This window comes from Janthinobacterium sp. UMAB-56 (assembly GCF_900095265.1).
In the GTDB taxonomy this organism is placed as follows: domain Bacteria; phylum Pseudomonadota; class Gammaproteobacteria; order Burkholderiales; family Burkholderiaceae_D; genus Janthinobacterium.
In genome coordinates this window covers 457655-476304 of record NZ_LT607652.1, presented here as the reverse complement: position 1 = coordinate 476304, position 18650 = coordinate 457655, and the positions used below count along the sequence as shown (strand labels likewise).

Sequence of the window (18650 nt, the reverse complement as noted above, 5' to 3'; positions counted from 1 at the left end):
GTGGGCAGAATCTCGCGCATGATCGGAAAATTGACGGTGGGGCGCAAACTGGCGCTGATCTATTTGCTCGATCTTTCTGCCGTCATCTTCATTTCCGGCATCCTCATCAACGAAAAATACCTCGCCATCGATTTCTCGCGCAAGGAGATGGCTGGCAATGACTACATCGCCGCGATCCGCGATGCGCTACTGCCCCTGACGCGCAGCACGGCTCAAGCCGGCGCGCAGGCCGCCGCCGTAGAGCAGGCCGAAAGCAGCTTCGGTGGCGGCATGCGCAGCGCCGAACTGAATGCGCAATTTGCCGCCCTGCTGCGCCAGGCCGGCAACACTCCCGCTGCGCCGGACGACGACATCGCGCCCTCGCCCGCCTTCGTCGCCGGACGCGCACTGCTCACGCGCGTAGGCAACCAGTCGAACCTGATCCTCGACCCGGACCTGGACAGCTATTACACGATGTCGCTGGTGATCCTGCGCTTTCCCGAGCTGCTGGAACTGCTCAACAGCACGCGCGCCCTGGCCCTTCAGCTGGCCAATGCCAAAGGTGCGCAGCGCCAGCGCCTGCAGACCCAGTTCCTGATCCTGGAAGGCCGCATGGAGGCCACCATGGGCGGCATCGGCAGCGACTACACGGAGGCGTTTGCGGCCAGCGCCCCGCTGCTGCTGCAGCACCTGGAGGGATCGCGCGCAGCCCTGCAGCAAGCCGTGGCGCAATTTCGCGCCAGTACCCAGGCGCTGGCCGGTGCGCCAGCCGATGCCGCAAGCAGCACGGCGCTGCTGCGACATGACGCACTAGCCGTGGTGGCCCTGCAGCGTGCCTGGCGCGCGGCGGAAGGCCAATTGCACCGCCTCATCCAGCGACGCGTGGACGGCTTTTTCACACGCATGTGGCTGCACCTGGGCACGGCCGTGCTGCTGTTGGCGATGATACTGGGCCTGGTGTTTTTCGTCGCGCGCCAGATCGCCCTGCCCATCCGGCGCCTGGCGCGCGTGGCGCAGGAGGTACGCGAAACGGGCGACCATAGCCTGCGTGCCATCTGGGACAGCGAGGACGAAACGGGGCGCCTGGTCAGCGCCTTCAATACCATGCTGCAGCAGCTCGACTTCCAGCGCATGGCGCAGCAGGATCTGGTGGCGCGCGCCAGCGCGGCCGATGCGCAGCGCCAGCTGGTCGACGCCATTCCCATCCCGCTGATGGTCACCTCGATCCCGCATCACCAGGTACTGCATGCGAACCAGGCCGCGCATGCGTGGCAGGGTAGCCTGGAACTGGACCCGTGGGTGGGCGGCATGAGTGCGCAAGCCCGTTCGCGCTTCTTCCAGCGCTTGAGCGACCTGGGCGCCGTCGATGAATTCGAGGTGTGCTGGAGTGGCGGCGGCACGCCCACCTGGGCCTTGATTTCCGCGCGCCTGATCGACTACCAGGGTCAGCGCGCCGTGCTGTCGACCTTCACGCCGATCAACAAGATGAAGCTGATGGAATCGCGCCTGGAACTGTGGGCCAAGGTCTTCGAGGCATCGGCCGAAAGCCTGATCGTGATGGATGCCGACATGCGCATCATCACCGTCAACCAGGCCTTCCGCCGCCACGCGCTGTACGACTTGGTGGAGTTGATCGGCAAGCACCCGGCCTTCCTGCTCGCGCCCGACAACAGTCCCGAGCAGCTCGACAGCCTGCGCCAGACCCTGGCGCGACGCGGCTACTGGCAAGGCGAAATCCGGGTGCAGCGCAAGTCCATGGAAAGCTATCCGGCCTGGCTGGTGATGAACGCCGTGCGCGACCTCGATGGCGTCACCACGCATTTCATCGCCAGCTCGCTCGACATCAGCGAACGCAAGGCCAGCGAACGGCAGATCGAGCACATGGCCCACCATGACGCGCTGACGGGGCTGGCGAACCGCCACGTCTCGAAACTGCGCCTGGCGGCCGCCATCACACAGGCGCGCCGCAGCGGCGAAAAAGTGGCCGTGCTGTTCGTCGACCTGGATCGCTTCAAGCACGTCAATGACGCGCTAGGCCACCATGTGGGCGACGCGCTGCTGCAATCGGTATCGGCGCGCCTGCTGCAACTGGTGCGCGAAGGCGATACCGTCAGTCGCCTGGGAGGCGATGAATTCGTCGTCATCCTCAACGGCATTGGCGACGCAGATGGCATCGGCGTCCTGCTCGACACGCGGCTGATACCGGCCATGCGCCAGCCGCACCAGGTGGAAGGCAGCGAGCTGTATGTTTCGTGCAGCGTGGGTGTGGCCATCTACCCGGACCACGGCGACGACATGGATACCCTGATGCGCCACGCCGACGCGGCCATGTACCAGGCCAAGAGCGGCGGGCGCGATCACGCGCGCATGTTCACGCCGCAGATGCAGGAGCAACAGTTGCAGCAGCTGCACCTGGAAAGCGATCTGCGCCACGCCATCGAACGGCAGGAACTGGTGCTGTACTACCAGCCGCGCATCGATGCGCAAAGCAGCCGCCTGAATGGCGTGGAAAGCCTGATCCGCTGGCAGCACCCGCAGCACGGCCTGATCGCGCCCGACAGCTTCATTCCCGCCGCCGAGGAATCGGGCCTGATCGTCTCTATCGGCGCGTGGGTTATCCGCGAAGCGTGCCGCCGGCAGGTGGCCTGGCGCGAGGCCGGTGCGGGCGACATCGCCGTGTCGATCAATCTGTCGGCCATCCAGCTGAAAAGCGGCACCCTCGTGGCCACCTTGCGCGAAGTGCTGCGCGAGTTTGCCGTCACGCCAGGACAGATCGAATTCGAACTGACCGAATCGATCCTGATGGACAATGTGGACGACACCATCGCCACCCTGCACGCCATCAAGGCGCTGGGTTTTGCACTCTCCATCGACGATTTCGGCACCGGTTATTCGAGCCTGAATTACCTGTGCCGCTTCCCGCTCGACAAGCTGAAAATCGACATGAGCTTCGTGCAGGACATCCACGGTTCGCCGCAAAACCTGGCGGTGACGAAAGCCATCATCGGCCTTGGCCATGCCCTGGGCCTGACGGTCACCGCCGAGGGCGTGGAAAGCGCGGCCGATGCCGACGTGCTGCGCCACGCCGGCTGCGATGAGCTGCAGGGCTACTATTTTGCCCGCCCCATGCCGCAGGCGCAATTCCTGGCCTGGCTGGCGCAAAGCGCCGTGTCCTGCGCCGCCTGACGCCTGCTGTGGAGCGCGCGCAACGCGCGCGCCGGATTCGACAACGCGCGCTGCACCGCCAGGGCGCATGAATGCGGCAGGGATACCGGAAACGGTATTGACATCGCAAAAGAAGTCATTTGTGGGGCAAAGTCATTCCCCATACCATGTTTCTTGAGCAAGTTCCAGCTCTGGCGGCGACTGCCGCAGCGTTCTCAACATAACTAAAATACAGGTGGAGACAAGATGAAGCAATTGATGGCCCCGGGCACCCGCACGCCCAAGCAAAATACACGGTTGACCTTGAAGAGCACGGTGGCCGCGCTGGCCGGCGCCGGCCTGCTGAGCAGCGCCTCCGTCTGGGCACAACAGGCACCCGCCGTGGAGACACCTGCGGCGGAAGCGGTGGAAACGGCACCGACAACACCCGCGCAAGCGACGGCGCCAGCCGACAATGGCGGCATCGCCGTGGTCGCCGTCACGGGCGTGCGCCGCGCAGCACAGAGCGCGCAGACGATCAAGAAAAACAATGACCAGGTGGTCGACTCCATCGTCGCCGATGAAATCGGCAAATTCCCCGACAAGAACGTGGCCGAAATCCTCGGCCGCGTGACGGGCGTACAAATCCGCCGCGAAGGCGGCGAGGCGGGTTCCGTCATCATCCGCGGCTTGCCCGGCGTGGTGACCTTGCTCAATGGCCGCGAGATGTTCACGTCCGTGGGTCGCAGCCTGTACCTGGCCGACATTCCGACTGCCATGCTGCAGCGCGTGGACGTGTATAAATCGCAGGGCGCCGACATGGTCGAAGGCGGCACGGCCGGCGTGGTTGACGTACGCACCAACCGCCCGTTCGACTTCAAGGGCTACACGGCATCGGGCAATGTGCGCGCCGAGCACCGCGACAAGTCCGGCTCGACGGACCCGAACGTCAGCGGCATGGTCTCGAACCGCTGGAAGACCCAATACGGCGAATTCGGCGCCCTGCTCGGCCTGTCCTATCAGCGCAGCAAATACTATGACGAGACGATCTGGAACGCCGAACCGGTGAAGCGCCCGGAAGCGGGCAATATCACGGGCCCCGATTCGGTCGGCATGATCCCGACCGTGGGTGACCGCAAGCGCTATGCGGCCAATGCCGCCTTCCAGTGGCGCCCGAACTCGCAGGTGGAAGTGTATGCAGAAGGCATGTCGACCCTGATCAAGCACGCCTTCGACAGCCAGTTCTTCGTCGGTTCGCTGCCCTGGGGCCAGAACCCGGACATCACCCTGATTCCCGGCACCAGCCAGGCGGCCACGGTGGGCAAGATCGATGGCCCATGGTCGCCATTCACGCTCGGTTCGACCCAGGCGCGGCGCGATCGCTCGATCGGTTCACAAGGCGCCATCGGCGCGCGCTGGGATATCACGCCGCAGCTGCGCGCCACCACGGAACTGGCGCGCACGGTCAGCAACTTCGAGCGCGAATTTCCCATCCTCGACTTCCTCGCCCATCCGACCAGCATCATCGGCAGCACGAATGTCAACGGCGGCGCGCAGATCAGCTATCCCGGCTACAACATGACGGATCCGAAGAACTACACCCTGCTCGGCTTCTACGACAACCACAGCCACGACGAAGGCAGCTCCACCGACTGGCGCGCCGATGCCACCTACGACATGGACAGCACGGGCTTCTTCCGCGAATTTTCGGGCGGCGTGCGCATGGCCAAGCGCAAGGCAGAATCGATCCGCGAAAAGAATGGCCAGGGTGGGCTGACGTCGACCATGTATGCCGATGCCATCCCCGGCCTGGCATGCACCTCGCACCAGAATACGGGCAACTTCGGCCTGCAAAGCTGGCTCACGCCATGCCGCGACTTCATGCTCAACAACACGGCCGTGCTGCGCCAGCTGTTTACGGGCAGCAGCGAACGCAGCCCGGACGATCCGATGACCCACTACAAGGATGTGGAAAAAACCAACGCCGTCTACGGCAAGACGCGCATCGGTTTTGACGTGGCGCAAATACCGGTCGACGGTACGCTCGGCGTGCGCGTGGTGCAGACGAAACAGGACTTGCAGGGCAACTCCTCGCAAAATGGCGTCATCACGCCGGTGCGCGTGAACACCTCGGACACGGATGTGCTGCCCAGCATGACCCTGAAAGCCATGCTGCGCCAGGACTTGATCGCCCGTCTGACTGCCGGCAAGGCCGTGCAGCGTCCCAACTTCGCCGACTTCAATCCCGGCGTGAGCCTGGGTCAGAGCCTGGAAATGGTGCGCCCGACGGGCAGCGGCGGCAATCCCGACCTCAAACCCGTGGAAGGCAAGAACCTCGATGTGGCGCTGGAATGGTATTTCGCACAGACGGGCTCCGTCACGGCCACCGTGTTCCGCCACAACTTCAAGAATTACATTTTGACGGGTTCTGCCAAGGAAACGTATGGCGGCATCGAGTACGACATCACGCGTCCGCGCAACACCTCGAACGGCCATCTGCAAGGCATGGAAATGGCTTACCAGCAGTTCTACGACAAACTGCCCGGCTGGATGAGCGGCCTGGGTCTGCAAGCGAACGCCACCTACATGACGGGCGAGCTGGAAGAATTGAATGGCGGCGTGCATCCATTCACCGGCATGTCGAAGTGGTCGGCCAATATCGTCGGCCTGTACGAACAGGGGCCGTGGTCGGCGCGCCTGGCCTACAGCTGGCGCGACAAGTATGTCGACGACTACAACTATCGCGGCAAGGGCATCCACCTGACCGTGGCGCCCACCAAGACCCTGGACGCGTCGGTGTCGTACAAGCTCAACGCACACACCACGCTGACCCTGGACGCCAACAACCTGCTCGACTCGACCTACCGCGACTACCACGACACGCCGGACTATGTGCGCGATGTGCGGCGCTATGACAAGGTCGTCGGTTTGTCCGTCCGTTGGAGTTACTAGCCGCCCCACTTTCTTCCTTGCGAGGATTTCAGCGCCAGCCGGCAACGGTTGGCGTTTTTTTGCTTTGTGGAATCTATCCGACAGTGGAATGATCTGGCGCAAAGTGGCGCCATCGGGGCGCTTTTATGCTGGCAGCTTGACTAGCGAACCCGGCGGGGACAGCATGCGCAATGCACGGCCCATCGACACACAGTTATTTCAACCCGACATCCCGGTGCGGCTCGACATGCGCACGGCGGCGCTGGTCGAGCATGCGCTGGCCTTGCAGGAAATGGCCGGCACCGCCGCCGCCGCCCTGTTCCTGCATTGCCACGACGTGCCGCTGCCCACCGCCTTGCGCGTGCTGACGACGGGACCGCGCCGCCAGTCGGCCGGCCCGCACCTGTTTGCCCGCCTGCGTCCGCGCACGGCTGCGCTGGCGCAAGGCTTGCCGCTACCGGCGCGCTGACGAATCCTGTACCATCGCCGCAACCTATTTATCTGAGGCACGGCGATGCAGGCAGCGACACCCCACGACTCCTATGCGGCACTGATGGACCTGATCAAGGCGCGCCATGCGGAACTGAGCCCGCAATTCCAGGCCGGCGCCCGCTACCTGGCCGACCATCCGGACGAAGTGGCCGTGTCATCGATGCGCAGCATTGCCGCGCGGGCGCAGGTGCAGTCGGCCGCCCTGGTGCGCCTGGCGCAGCAACTGGGCTTTGCCGGCTGGCCGGAGCTGAAAGCCATCTTCGTGGAACGCCTGCGCGCGGGGCCAAGCGGCTACGCGGCAAAGGCCGGTGCGCTGGCCGGCAAAGAGGGGAAAGAGCGCGACCTGGTCACCGAAGTATTTGCGGTGCAGCAGCGCAACCTGGCCGCCACGGAAAGCGCCAACCACGCCGCCCTGGATGCGGCCGCCAGCCTGCTGCAGGCGGCGCCCCGCGTGCACGTGGCGGGCTTTCGCGCCGCCCACCCGATCGCCTACACCCTGCACTACCTGTATCGGCTGCTGCGCCCCAGCGTGCAGCTGCTGAGCGGCCAGGGCGGCACCCTGGAAATGGACTTGCGCGCCCTGCAGGCCGGGGAGGCCGTCGTCGTCGTCAGCTTCGCGCCGTATTCCAGCGAGACGTTGCTGGTGGCGCAGGCGGCGCGCCAGGCCGGTTGCTCGGTGGTCGCCATCAGCGACAGCGCCATGTCGCCGCTGGCCCTGCAGGCCGACGCCAGTATCGTCATCGCCGTCGACAGTCCCTCGTTCTTCCCCTCCATCGTGGCCGGCATCGCAGCCGTGGAAAGCCTGGTCGCATTGCTGGTGGCGCGCGCAGGGCCGGACGCCGTGCAAGCCATCGGCGCGGCGGAAAAGCAGTTGCGGGCGCTGGGCGCCTACGCAAAAACATCAAATGATGTAAATACATAGTAAATACATCAAACGTTGCATTGCGGCGCAGCGCATCCTATAATCGGCCATCTTCCTTGCCGACAAGAAAGCGATGCCATGAGCCATGTCTTCCACCGCAGCCTGACCGCCACTTACCCTGTCGCCACGGGCGGCGACGGCCCTTACCTGATCGACAGCGACGGCAAGCGCTACCTGGATGCCTGCGGCGGCGCCGCCGTCTCTTGCCTCGGCCATTCGGATGCCGCCGTGATCGCGGCCGTGCAGCAGCAGATTGCCACGCTGGCATACGCGCACAGCTCGTTTTTCACCACCGAGCCGATGGAGCAGCTGGCCGATTTCCTTGTCGAGCGGGCGCCTGCCGGCATCGACAGCGTGTATTTCGTCTCGGGTGGTTCGGAAGCGGTGGAAAGCGCGTTGAAAATGGCGCGCCAGTATTTCGTGGAGCGGGGCCAGCCGCAGCGCCGCCACGTCATCGCGCGCCGCCAGAGCTATCACGGCAACACCCTGGGCGCGCTGGCCACGGGCGGCAATGCCTGGCGCCGCCAGCAGTTCGAGCCGCTGCTAGTCGACGTGACGCATGTGTCGCCATGCTACGCCTGGCGCGACCAGCCAGCCCATGAAACAGATGGCGACTACGTGGCGCGCCTGGGCCAGGAGCTGGAAGACAATATCGCCGCACTGGGCGCGGACAAGGTCATGGCGTTCATTGCCGAGCCCGTTGTCGGCGCCACGGCCGGCGCCCTGCCCGCCGTCACCGGCTATTTTGCGCGCATGCGCGACATCTGCCAGCGCCACGGCATCCTCTTGATCCTCGACGAAGTCATGTGCGGAATGGGGCGCACGGGCAGCCTGTTCGCCTGCGAGCAAGAAGCCATCACGGCCGACCTGATCTGCGTCGCCAAGGGCCTGGGCGCCGGCTACCAGCCCATCGGCGCCGTGATGGTATCGAAGGACATCCGCGACACGATCCGCGCCGGCACCGGCTTCTTCCAGCATGGCCACACGTATATCGGCCACGCCACGGCCTGCGCCGCCGCCCTCGCCGTACAGCGGCAGATCGAGGAACGCGATTTATTGGCCAATGTGCGCGCCATGGGCGACTTGCTGCAAGAGCGGCTGCATGCACGTTTCGGCGACCATCCGCACGTGGGCGACATCCGCGGACGCGGCCTGTTCCTGGGCCTGGAACTAGTGCAGGAGCGCGCCAGCAAGCAGGCGTTCGACCCGTCCCGCCGCCTGCACGCGCGCATCAAGGCGCACGCCATGCAAAACGGACTGATGTGCTACCCCATGGGCGGCACCATCGACGGCCTGCACGGCGACCACATCCTGCTGGCGCCGCCCTACATCATAGCCGCCTGCCACGTCGATGAAATCGTCGACAAGCTGGGCATGGCTATCGACGCCAGCCTGCGCTAACCGCGCCCGCTGTTGCCTACGGTGGACATCAGGCTGGCGCCGCAGCTGGTCTTGTGCCCGTCAAAGGCCAGGGGTACGCCATCGATCAGCACCTGCGGATCGCCCTCGGCGATCACGCAGCGCACGTGGCCCTTGATCGGACACACGCAAGGGTCCCCCTTGCGCGCCACGGCCACGCCCAGCACCGTACTGCTCGGCGCCGCACCCACCACCTTGCCGCCATGGGTGGTGGGGTCGTTCAAACGGATCACGCCGCGCATGCTCTTCTCCTTGAATAGGTAAAACGCCTCATTGCGAAAACCCCTGGTAATACTCGCGCGCATCGTGGCGCAAGCCCCACCAGGGCAAATACGCATGGTTGCCGCTGCGCGCGCGGAACCACGGCTTGTCGGGCCGGATCGGCCGCACGACAGCGGGCGGCGCCACCACCAGCGCCACGGGGGCAAGCAGGTCGCTGGTGCCAGCCACCAGCACGGGTTTACCGAAATGGTGCGCGTAGGCGATGCCCAGCGCCACGTTCGTCAGGGCCGTACCCGCGCCCGTCTCGCCCAGCACGGCCGTCAGATTGAAGCTTTGCTTGAGAAAGTCAAATTCCGGCAATTGCAGAGTGAGCGTCTGCGCCAGCGCACCGAGTCGTGCGGACGAATCCTGCTGCGTATTGCCGGCGTCGTGGATGACGTAACCGATCCCGGTCTCCGCTTGATTGGCCTTAGCTGCAGCCTCTTCGATGGCCGCCGTCCACGCCTGCACCAGGCGCGGTGGTTCGCCCTTTTTGACTTCGAAATCGGCGACCTGTTTGGTACTCGGATAGCCTAGCCACGCCAGCGGCGCCCGCTCCGTTTTAAAGTCGGGGCCGGCCAGCACCAGCAGCACCAGGTTTTCGTTGATCTGTCTGTCCAGCGGTCTACTGGGCGCATCCCAGTTCATGGCCCAGACAGTTTCCTTGGGGTGGCTTTGCAGATAGTCGAGCGCGGCGGAAAGTGACGTAAAACCGGCGTTGGGACCGCCCGTGGTGATGCGGACGTCAGGTGGGGTGGAGCGGGTCCAGAGGGTGGGAGAGTGGATGTTGCCGATGCTAAAAGTCCTTGCAACTCTTTTGCGCACAAATGCTATCGTTTCTACCGGATCGAGCTTACCTTCTGGCAGGGCATACTCGATATGGATACCAGCCAACTCTCGCCAGCGTGACTTGTCCTCGGCTGAATGAACATTGTAAAAATATTCTGGATCAGAGTAATACACATCATGGTACAAGTTCATTAATTCATTAATGTATTTTTCATGGTATCCATCGAAAGTTTCGGTGCCTTCATTGCCTATGGCAATGGAGGCAATACTTTGCAACTTAGAGTATTTTTCAGGTTTTTCTTTTACCATGTCATCGTTCGGATTCGGTCGTGCCAAGCCGAGGGTCCAAAGTAACTGCCACTCAGTTGGATAGTCTCTACGCTGCAAAGGATTTAGCCATTGCAAACCAACGACTTGGGCCATGAATGGCCGCGCCACTGGCATAGGAGTATTTGGGGTTACAGATACCACCTTTGTGCTTGTAGGCGTACGCAAGCGTACACAGGCTGACAGAATCAAGACAATCAAAAACGTACCGAGCGCATAGAAAAGTATAGATCTAACCACGGTATAGCCTCCAAAAAATTGGAACAACTCTGCAATACACTAAAAATTCAATATCCAGCTACGAAATGGGCTTTAGTTAAATGCTCGCTCACCGGAATTGGGATGCGAATCAGGAGCAGGGTTTTCTCTCACGTCAACTATGGATGCAGGAAGACTCCACTCCCCACCAGTCTGCTGAGACCATTGAGTGATGGTCAAACCATGCAATTTCCCATCATTAAAATATTCTTCGAACAATTTAGCGGATTCAGTATTATTTAGCGCTCTCAACAACCGCCAATCCGCCGCCACCCTCAACTTGCGCAACTGCTCCGGCTTGATGCGGCACACGCCTATCGCCACGTCATACGCGAGCGCCCGCTCTGCGTGCATGGGGTTGGTCATGATCGTGGAATGGTCGGTGGCATAGGCGCCGGCCTGGCTGGACATCATTTCCTCGATCCGATTGCTGCGCCATGCTTGGTATTCGGCGTCGGGCGTGGCGTTGGGCATTTCCTGCTGGACTTTCTGGCCTGCGGGACTTTTTCCTTCCCGTACGGCTTGCGCGCGTATCACCGCGCGCTGCTCGAATCGCAGGCGCGCCTCGTCATCGGCCGTGCCCCTGGCGCTGTCCATGCGTTTGGCTACACTTTTCCCCGCCTGCCCCTGCAGGCCGCCGGGCGGAATCTCATGATTGGCAAGGTAATCGTCGCCGGCAGCGCGCTGCTTGCCCGCCTGGCGCGATTCGCCGGGCGGCGCGTAGCCTTCGTCGAATTCTTCGCTTGTCTGGCCAAAGCGCAAGGACTGCGGCTGGAAGGGCGGCAGCAGGTCGGGCGCGTTCAGTTCGATTTTCCAGTCTTTGTGGGGCGAGGCATTGCAGGGGCTTTGAGCCAGGCCCGTTGCCACGATAAACAAAGGCGCCAATCCCACCGTCAGGATGGTGGAAAAGGCGCCCTGGCTGGCCTCGACGCCTTGTTTGATGGAATACGACGCATATTTCTGCGCCGGAAACCAGAAGTCCTTGCCGCCCGGCGCAGGTTTGCGCCAGTGATCGCTCCAGTAGTGATAGCTGCCCTGTTTGCCCACCTCAAAACCCTGGGCAAACACGCGCTGCACGCACACGCCTGCGGCCCCCGTGGCCGCCAGCTCGCCGCCGTCCTTGCTATCCTTGGCCAGCGAGCCCGACAAGCCGCGCCAGCCGATGCCAGCAATGGCGACGGACGACACCACCACATCGTGCGGATTGCAATAGATGGTCACCCTGCCATATGATGATTTCTTTCCCCCGCGCGCGGCGCCGGCAATCCCGTATTGCTCGCGGTCCGCCGCAGCCGAAAAACCGTGCTGCGCGTTGGCCATGCAGCGGTCGATTTCCTCGTCTGTCTGCGCCTCGCCCAGGCTGGCGCGCTGGCCGATGATGGCAAAGAAGTTTTTCAAGGTGTCTATGCGCGCCTGCACCGTCACCCTGCCCGTGCTGCCATCCGCCGCGCGCAGATTGCTGGCCACCCAGTTCTCGGAGCCATTGCTTTTCGCTAGGCTGTACGGCGAATTGCAAATGACATAGTTGTCGGCCACGCAGGGAAAATTGTCCTGCACCTTGGGCAGGCGCGCGCCGAGAAAAGCGGCCGCCATCGCCACCATCGTGCCCTGGCTGTGGCACACGATGGTGACGGGCACGTCGGCCTGCTGCTGGCGGATGGCTTCGACCAGCCGGGCCAGACGATAGGCGGCCAGCACGAAATACGGGCGCGGCGGGCAGCTGTACACCTGCCGTTCCGGGAAGGGATTCATGTGCTGGATGGTGTTCCACAAGAACAGATCCTCGCTCAGCCCTTCCTTCCACAAGTCGGCCAGCGCGCTGCAGCCGTTGGCAAACGGGCCGCCGCCCCAGTAATCCTGTTCGTTCAGGTAGATGCCTTTGCCATACTTTTGCAGTTCTTCGCCGGAAGCCTTGTAGCCCCAGCGAAAGCGGATCACGGGAGAAAAAGTGCCGGCATCGCGGATCAAGGTGTCGGCCGACATCTCCGGATGGAGAAAGCCTTCGGCCGTGATCTCGGCGCCATAATTGACCGCTTTCAGTTCGCCGCCTTCCACGCCACGGTGCTGCAAATGATGGCAGCAACGCTTGAGACGCTCATTGAGGCCATTGCACAATCCCTCTTCCGCCGCCGCGTACCACTCGCCATCGGAATTGACGCCGTGCACGAAGATAATGACGCCGGGCAGCGGCAACTGTTGCAGCGTGTCCCGGTCGCTGCTCTGGAAATTGGCGCTGCAGGAAAATTGACCGAGGATATCGATTTCGGGGTCGTCGCACAGCGGTGGATGGGGATCGAACAACATGGTGTGGTCTCCGATGTCGGGATTCAGGAACGGCGGCGGAAGAAAAAGCCCTTCAGCCGCTGCAGATGATCGGTCGCCACCTTCGGTCCGCGCCCGTCGGCACCGCTGACGCCCGTCATGGGACTGTCGCCTTCGCGCTCGATGTGCACTTCCACGCCTTCGACGGGCAGGCCGTCGGTGGGACGCAACAAGCGCGGCACGCGGCCCAGCTCGCCCTCGCCGAAGGTGGGCAGCTCGCCTTTCATGCTGGCCGGGCCGTTCCAGTGGTGACCGTCGGTTTTGACCGTCAGCGCGCCCGGGCCGCCCAGTTCCACAGCGCCGCCGGACAGTTTCAGGTAGGCGCCGCCAGCCGTCATGAAGGTGATTTCATCCTGCGCCACGCCGACCAGGCGCGTGCCGGCCGTCAGGCGGATGTCCTTGGCGGCGTCCGCCTGCAGCAGGTCGTGCTGGCTTTGCAGCAAAAATTTACCGAAATGTGCCACCTGCACGATGCCGTCCTTGTGCGCGAACAGGGAAATGCCCTTGCCCGCGTTGACGTTGCAGCGCTGGGCCGCGCTCAGTTGCAGATGCTGCTGCGCCACCAGGTCGATATTCGTGCCTGCATTGCCGACGATGGTCTTGGGCGTGCTCAGCGCTACGCCCTCGGGCGCCGTGATGCTGACGGCGGGCTGGTCGGCGGCAATGGCCGCCCCCAGCGCCTTGCTGCCAGCCGCGTCCAGCGCCAGCGCCTGGTGCTGGGCGGCAAACTCGCCCAGGGAGGTCAACAATTCCAGGCACTCCTGCAGCACGGCGGCATGCTCGCTGCCATCGAGTTGCTTGCCGCTGGCGCCCAGCTGTTTCCAGGCCGAAATCAGCAGCGAGCGGGCCGTACGCACGCTGCCGCTGGCGTCGCTGCGCAATTCAAAGCCGTCGCCGCGCTGCTGCCCGGCGCCATCACTGCGCGGTTCGGCCAGATAGCCGAGGTTCAATTGCGTGACCGCCTGGTCGCTGGCCAGTTGCGCGCTGATCTGCGCCGGGGTGTCGTCAAAGCACAGCTGGTTGCCGCGCCCACCGCGCACTTCGCGGCTGCGCATGCCGGACAGATAACGGTTACCCGGCAAAACGCCGTGCGCGCTCAAGCCCGGCGGTGCACCCACCGCGTTGTACAGCTGGCCGACGATGATGGGCCGGTCCGGGTCGCCGCCAAGAAAATCGATCAGCACTTCCGCGCCGATGCGCGGCAAGCTCAAGGTGCCGCATTGTTTGCCGCTGCCCGGGCCATTGCCGCTCCAGCTCGATGCCACGCGCACCCAGGCTGAGTCGCGCTCCGTATCGGAAGCGCCGGAGCCGTTGGCATGCGCGTGGTCCGGCGCGCGCGTGGCGCCAAAACGCACCTTGACGCGCCCCTGCGCATCGCAATGCACTTCTTCGCCGGCAGGCCCGACGACCAGCGCGCTTTGCAGGCGGACGACGGGGAAGTCGCTGCGCGGATCAAAGGAGGGCACGATGGCGATGCCGCGCCGCACGCAGGTAAAACGGTTACGGTAGCGCAAAACCGGCGAGCCGTCCGCGCCTGTGCCTTGCTCAGACCCGGCATCGCACTGCCAGCCGCTCTGCGCAAACAGGCGTTCGACCCGGGCATCCAGGCCTGTGGGCAAATTATTGCTGGCCGCCACGCTCAAGGCCGTGACGACGAAGCTGCGCTCGGCCACCGGGTGGCTGTCGATCTCGGCATGCCCTTGCAGGCTGAACCACTGGCCCGCGCAAAAGTCGCGCACGCAGCCTTCCCCCTGGAAACACTTGCTGTCCATATCGTGGCGCGCCATCGCCAGCTGGCCCAGTTGCCGCAATGCGTCGTGGCTGGCAGCGGCCAGCGGCGGCTCCACGATATAGTCGTCGAGGCTGGCCGCCAGGCGATTCCCATTACCGCCCTGATCCACGCCGCCGTGTGACTGCGTGGCCATGAATTGCGAACTGTGCGGGTGGCCATCGTCCCAGCTGTAGCGTTCGGACTTTCCGGGTTGCAAGCGGCGCACGGCACTCCAGGCCGTCACGGCATCCCTTTCCTCGGTGGCGTCATCGCGGTGATAGCGCACCGTGCCGGCCGCGTTTTGCGCCAGACGGCCGGCGTCGTCGAATAGCAGCAGGGTATGCACGGGCACGTCCACGGCGTTCGGGCTGGCCGGTGCTCCCGCCTGGAAACACCAGGCGATGCCGCAGCGCCTGAGCAGGCGGCGGATAAAGGCGGCATCAGACTCATTATGCTGCATCGTGCATTCGCGCACGGGCAAGCTGCGCGCGGCCAGCGCCGCATCGATGGTCAAATCCAGGCTGGCCGCGAGTACGCTATTGCCCTGCCGCCATTCGTCAAACAAGAGCTGGACGATCTGCAACTCATTTTTATTGCGAAACACGCGCGTGTTGATGCGTTTTTCCATCAAGGCCAGGCCGTCGCGCAGCAGCAGCTGATAAGTGGCCAGGCCGCCATCGCTCTGCCCGGCGCTCGCTTCGGCGACGATGCCGCAGACCCTGCGCAACTGTCCCTGGTCGGTCACTATTTGCAATTCGGCTGGCACGGCGATGAACTGTTTCAGCGGCAACTGCGCCTCGGTGGCCACGCACAGTATGCGGTACTCGATCCCGCTGCAGATGGCCTCGCTGCCGCTGATGCGCTGAGGCAGCAAGATATCCTCATTGATGCCTTCCGGGTAAGCGAGGCGCAGCCGCAAGGCGCGATTGCCTGCAGTCAAGACCTTGTCCACGACCAGCCATTGCGTGTAGTCTTCCATGATTTTCTTCCTTCCAACAGTCAGCGGGGGCCATCATTCAAGGCGGTCTCAGGCGGAACCATCGAATCGAATGTCGTAATGCATGTCGTCACGCTCACGGCTCGGCAACTTGTCGGCCAAAAAGGCATCCTCCGCCAGGCTGGCGCCCATGCCCAGGATGCAGGTGTGCACGTCTTCCCGGCGCAGCACCAGGCGTATCTCAAAACTCATGCAGGGCAAGCCAAACAGCGCCAGCATCTGGCGCAGGGCCAGCGCGCCTGGCCGGCCGGGCAAAAAATCCTCGTAGACATGGCGCGCCAGCGGCCCCAGCACCAGGCGCACGCGCAAGTCGGCGCGCCGGCAGCGCTCGCCCAGCATAGCGCCCTGCCCCAGCCGTGCATGCGCGTTGGCCAGCAAGGTGCGCTCTTGCGCCGCGCGCCAAAACCAGGCGCCAATAAAACGCTGCATACGCACGGGCACGCCAAAATATTCGGCCAGCAGCGCCTGCATCACGTCGGCCGACACGGGCCGATGCCGCAACAAGGCCGCGTAATGGGCCAGCACATGCGCAGGCAAGCCATCCTCCTGCCTGGCCACCTCGGCAGGCCAGGCGCCCGCCAGTGCCAGTTGCAAGGGCAGGAAATCGCCGCCGTCGGCGTCTTGCTGGCATTCGATACGGTAGCGGGCCCAGGCTTGATAAAACAAGGCCAGCGCGCGGTGCGAGAGCATATCGAGCCAGGCACGGGCACCGCCATCGCCCGTTTGCCGCTCGTGGCGGGCGAGCGTTTCCGTGTAATGCAGCGGCAAGCTGCCATGCACGCCTAAAAAACCCAGCATGGCCGCCTGTACATGCACCTGCGTTTCGCCGTCCGCCTGCGGTTCCAGCCACAGCTGTTCGATTTCGCCCGGCGCAAACGACAGCGATGCGCTGCCGTGCAGGCGCAGGCAATCCTCAAACACCTGCTCCTGCGAAATGCCCTGCTGCATCAGCCAGGCAGACAGCAGGCGCACCGCCTGAAAGAAGCCGGTGCCGGATGGATCGGCCAGCAGGCGCGCGACTACACCAGCGTCTGGTTTCCATTGCGCGGCAGGCAGCACAGCAACTCCTTTCCAGTCTTCTGCGACAAGACGATCAGGCGGGTAAACGCGGCCAGGTGCACATACAGCCCAAGAAAACGTTCGATGACCTGGGCAAAGGCATGCAAGCCGCTGCCGACATAGGCTTCTTCATCGACGAACAGCAGGACGTCGATGCCGAAGACCAGGCTGCCGCCCGCCTCATCGTGCAGCCAGGTGCTGGCGGCGCGCTGGCGCAATCCGGTCATGCCCGCGATCTGGCGCGCCGCGCTGGCCGAACCGGGCAAGTTGTACAGCTCGAGTATTTGCTTGAAGAGCGGCAAGCCCTGTTCATTCAGCGACTGATGGTTCAGGGACAATTGCGCGATCAGCCGCCAATGCGACGCCGCGCCCGCAGGAAAGCGGCAGGCCGCGCTGGGTTTGCGCAGCAGGCGCACCGGCAAGGCGTTGGCCACGCCGTCATGGTGCAGGTCGCCCGTGGCATTGCCGAACACCAAACGGCTTGGCAAGTCGCGGTTGCTGCAGGTCAGCATGATGGAGACCGTTTGCGTCGCGTCGTGCAGCGGCTGCATGACGCCGTCGACAAAGGCGATGCGCATGTCATAACCAGGATTGCTCAACGCCATGTCTTCGTCGCGCCGCGTCACCCAATAGCGCCCCTGGCGCCCGCCCGCTTCGCCATGGCGCATCGAATAGAAGGGGTGAAACGCATCGAGTGCGCCACCGCTCTGCGTTTCACTGAGGACATGCACGCTATCGACCTTATAAATATCGTAGCAATGCGCCTGCCGCACCGATGGCAGCAGCACATGCTCGGCACTCGCGTGCGTCAGGCGAATGGGATTGGCCGCCTGGCGGAACAGGTTGACGACGGGCGTGCATCCCGTCAGCAGATGCCTGGCGGACAGGGGCCGCAAGATGCGCGCGATATCCGCATCGGCCTGCACGTCGGCCAGCAGCAGGTGCACGGTGCAGCGCCGGCAGGCCAGCGGCAACTGCGGGCATAGCGCGGCCAGGTCCAGGTCGACGAAATTGAACTTGTCCGGAAAGGCAAACCATTCGCCCAGCAAGCGGTAAGCGGGATGCGAGGCGGCCATGGCCGGCAGCAAGGCATCCTCGGCGGCAAAGCCGACCGGATGCAAGGGCACTGCGTCCAACGCCTGCCAGACGCCATCGACTTCCACATAGGCACAACGCGCACGCAGGAACAGGCTGTCGCGCAAGGTGGCGCAAAACGAAGGCTCGCCGTCGAGGAACAGGCGCAGCGCCGGCAGCGGCAGCCCGTCCAGCGTGGACGTGGCGCCCGTCGCTTCGAGCGTGATGCTGATCGCCGCCCCCAAGTCCGGCGCCAGGCGCACTGTGGGCGGCGCCGCCACGATGGACTGGAAGCGCACCTCGGACAGGCGCAGCGGCGCCACGGCGACATCGTAGGCGGTCGTGAACTTGCAGGTGACGCCCTGATGCTCGGCCGCCTGCATGAGCGTCCCGCGCAGGATCATGGACAACTCGGTTACCGTGGCCGCGTCGTTATCGATGCGGGCAATGGCGCAGGCAGGAAACGGGCGCAAATAATGAGGAAAGTTCACTTCCAGCAAGGTTTCGCTGAAAGTGCCGAAGCCATCGGCCAGGCGCTTGGCCGTGCGTGCATTGAACATGGCAAACGCCTGCAACATGCGCGCCAGGTGCGGATCGTCGGTGGTACCCAGGTCACCGCCCACGATGCCCAAGGCGCCGGCGATGGCCGGATAGCGCCAGGCAAACGCCTGATTGTGCGCATGCAAGGTGCCCAGTTCGCGCTCGTAGTATTGCAGCAACTCATCCATGCCAGCCTCCTTCGCCTGATCAGCACATGCCGGTACAGCCTCGTCTGCATTATTAAGGAAGCGGGAACGAAGAAAGTTGAGTTTGAACAAGATTGCATGCATCAGCAAGGAATGCCATCCCGGCGCTGGCATGGCAACTTTTGTTCACTCCTTGCCAATATTAATTGACTTATTCGA

11 protein-coding genes are annotated in these 18650 nt (G+C 63.7%); 5 read left to right on the top strand and 6 right to left on the bottom strand.

Translation table 11 applies throughout. From position 1 onward, the window contains the following. Positions 1–18 precede the first annotated feature (18 nt). The 5 genes from K0F85_RS05195 (at position 19) to K0F85_RS05175 (ending at position 8869) form a co-directional block, all read left to right on the top strand. Positions 19–3165 carry an EAL domain-containing protein gene (locus K0F85_RS05195; RefSeq protein ID WP_257572535.1) on the top strand — a complete coding sequence of 1049 codons (3147 nt, stop codon included), beginning with the start codon at positions 19–21 and terminating at the stop codon, positions 3163–3165. 225 nt (positions 3166–3390) lie between these two features. Continuing rightward, a complete protein-coding gene (locus tag K0F85_RS05190; RefSeq protein ID WP_219114843.1) occupies positions 3391–6075 on the top strand; it encodes a TonB-dependent receptor in 2685 nt (894 codons plus the stop codon). A 163-nt stretch (positions 6076–6238) separates the two neighbouring features. Further along, a complete protein-coding gene (locus K0F85_RS05185; RefSeq protein WP_219114842.1) occupies positions 6239–6523 on the top strand; it encodes a hypothetical protein in 285 nt (94 codons plus the stop codon). Positions 6524–6568: 45 nt separating this feature from the next. Further along, the gene (locus K0F85_RS05180; protein WP_219114841.1) at positions 6569–7468 is read left to right on the top strand and encodes a MurR/RpiR family transcriptional regulator; all 900 of its coding nucleotides are present in this window, start codon (positions 6569–6571) and stop codon (positions 7466–7468) included. A 78-nt stretch (positions 7469–7546) separates the two neighbouring features. Next, positions 7547–8869, top strand: a complete 1323-nt coding sequence (locus tag K0F85_RS05175; RefSeq protein ID WP_219114840.1) for an aspartate aminotransferase family protein — start codon at positions 7547–7549, stop codon at positions 8867–8869. Here K0F85_RS05175 and K0F85_RS05170 read toward each other — a convergent pair. The 6 genes from K0F85_RS05170 to tssF all read right to left on the bottom strand — a co-directional run bounded on the left by K0F85_RS05170 (position 8866) and on the right by tssF (position 18473). Beyond that, positions 8866–9129 (bottom strand): PAAR domain-containing protein, encoded by a 264-nt coding sequence (locus K0F85_RS05170; protein WP_219114839.1) that lies wholly within the window; start codon positions 9127–9129, stop codon positions 8866–8868. The genes K0F85_RS05175 and K0F85_RS05170 overlap by 4 nt on opposite strands. Positions 9130–9157: 28 nt before the next feature. Then, positions 9158–10360, bottom strand: coding sequence for a hypothetical protein (locus tag K0F85_RS05165; protein WP_257572534.1), 1203 nt, complete (start codon positions 10358–10360; stop codon positions 9158–9160). Positions 10361–10576: 216 nt separating this feature from the next. After that, positions 10577–12826, bottom strand: coding sequence for a DUF3274 domain-containing protein (locus K0F85_RS05160; RefSeq protein WP_219114838.1), 2250 nt, complete (start codon positions 12824–12826; stop codon positions 10577–10579). Positions 12827–12849: 23 nt separating this feature from the next. Next, a complete protein-coding gene (locus tag K0F85_RS05155) occupies positions 12850–15594 on the bottom strand; it encodes a type VI secretion system Vgr family protein (protein WP_219114837.1) in 2745 nt (914 codons plus the stop codon). Between the two features lie 48 nt (positions 15595–15642). After that, positions 15643–16671 carry a type VI secretion system baseplate subunit TssG gene (gene tssG, locus K0F85_RS05150; protein ID WP_219114836.1) on the bottom strand — a complete coding sequence of 343 codons (1029 nt, stop codon included), beginning with the start codon at positions 16669–16671 and terminating at the stop codon, positions 15643–15645. Continuing rightward, positions 16632–18473, bottom strand: a complete 1842-nt coding sequence (gene tssF / locus K0F85_RS05145; protein WP_219114835.1) for a type VI secretion system baseplate subunit TssF — start codon at positions 18471–18473, stop codon at positions 16632–16634. Before tssF ends, tssG begins: the two co-directional genes overlap by 40 nt. Positions 18474–18650: the final 177 nt, after the last annotated feature.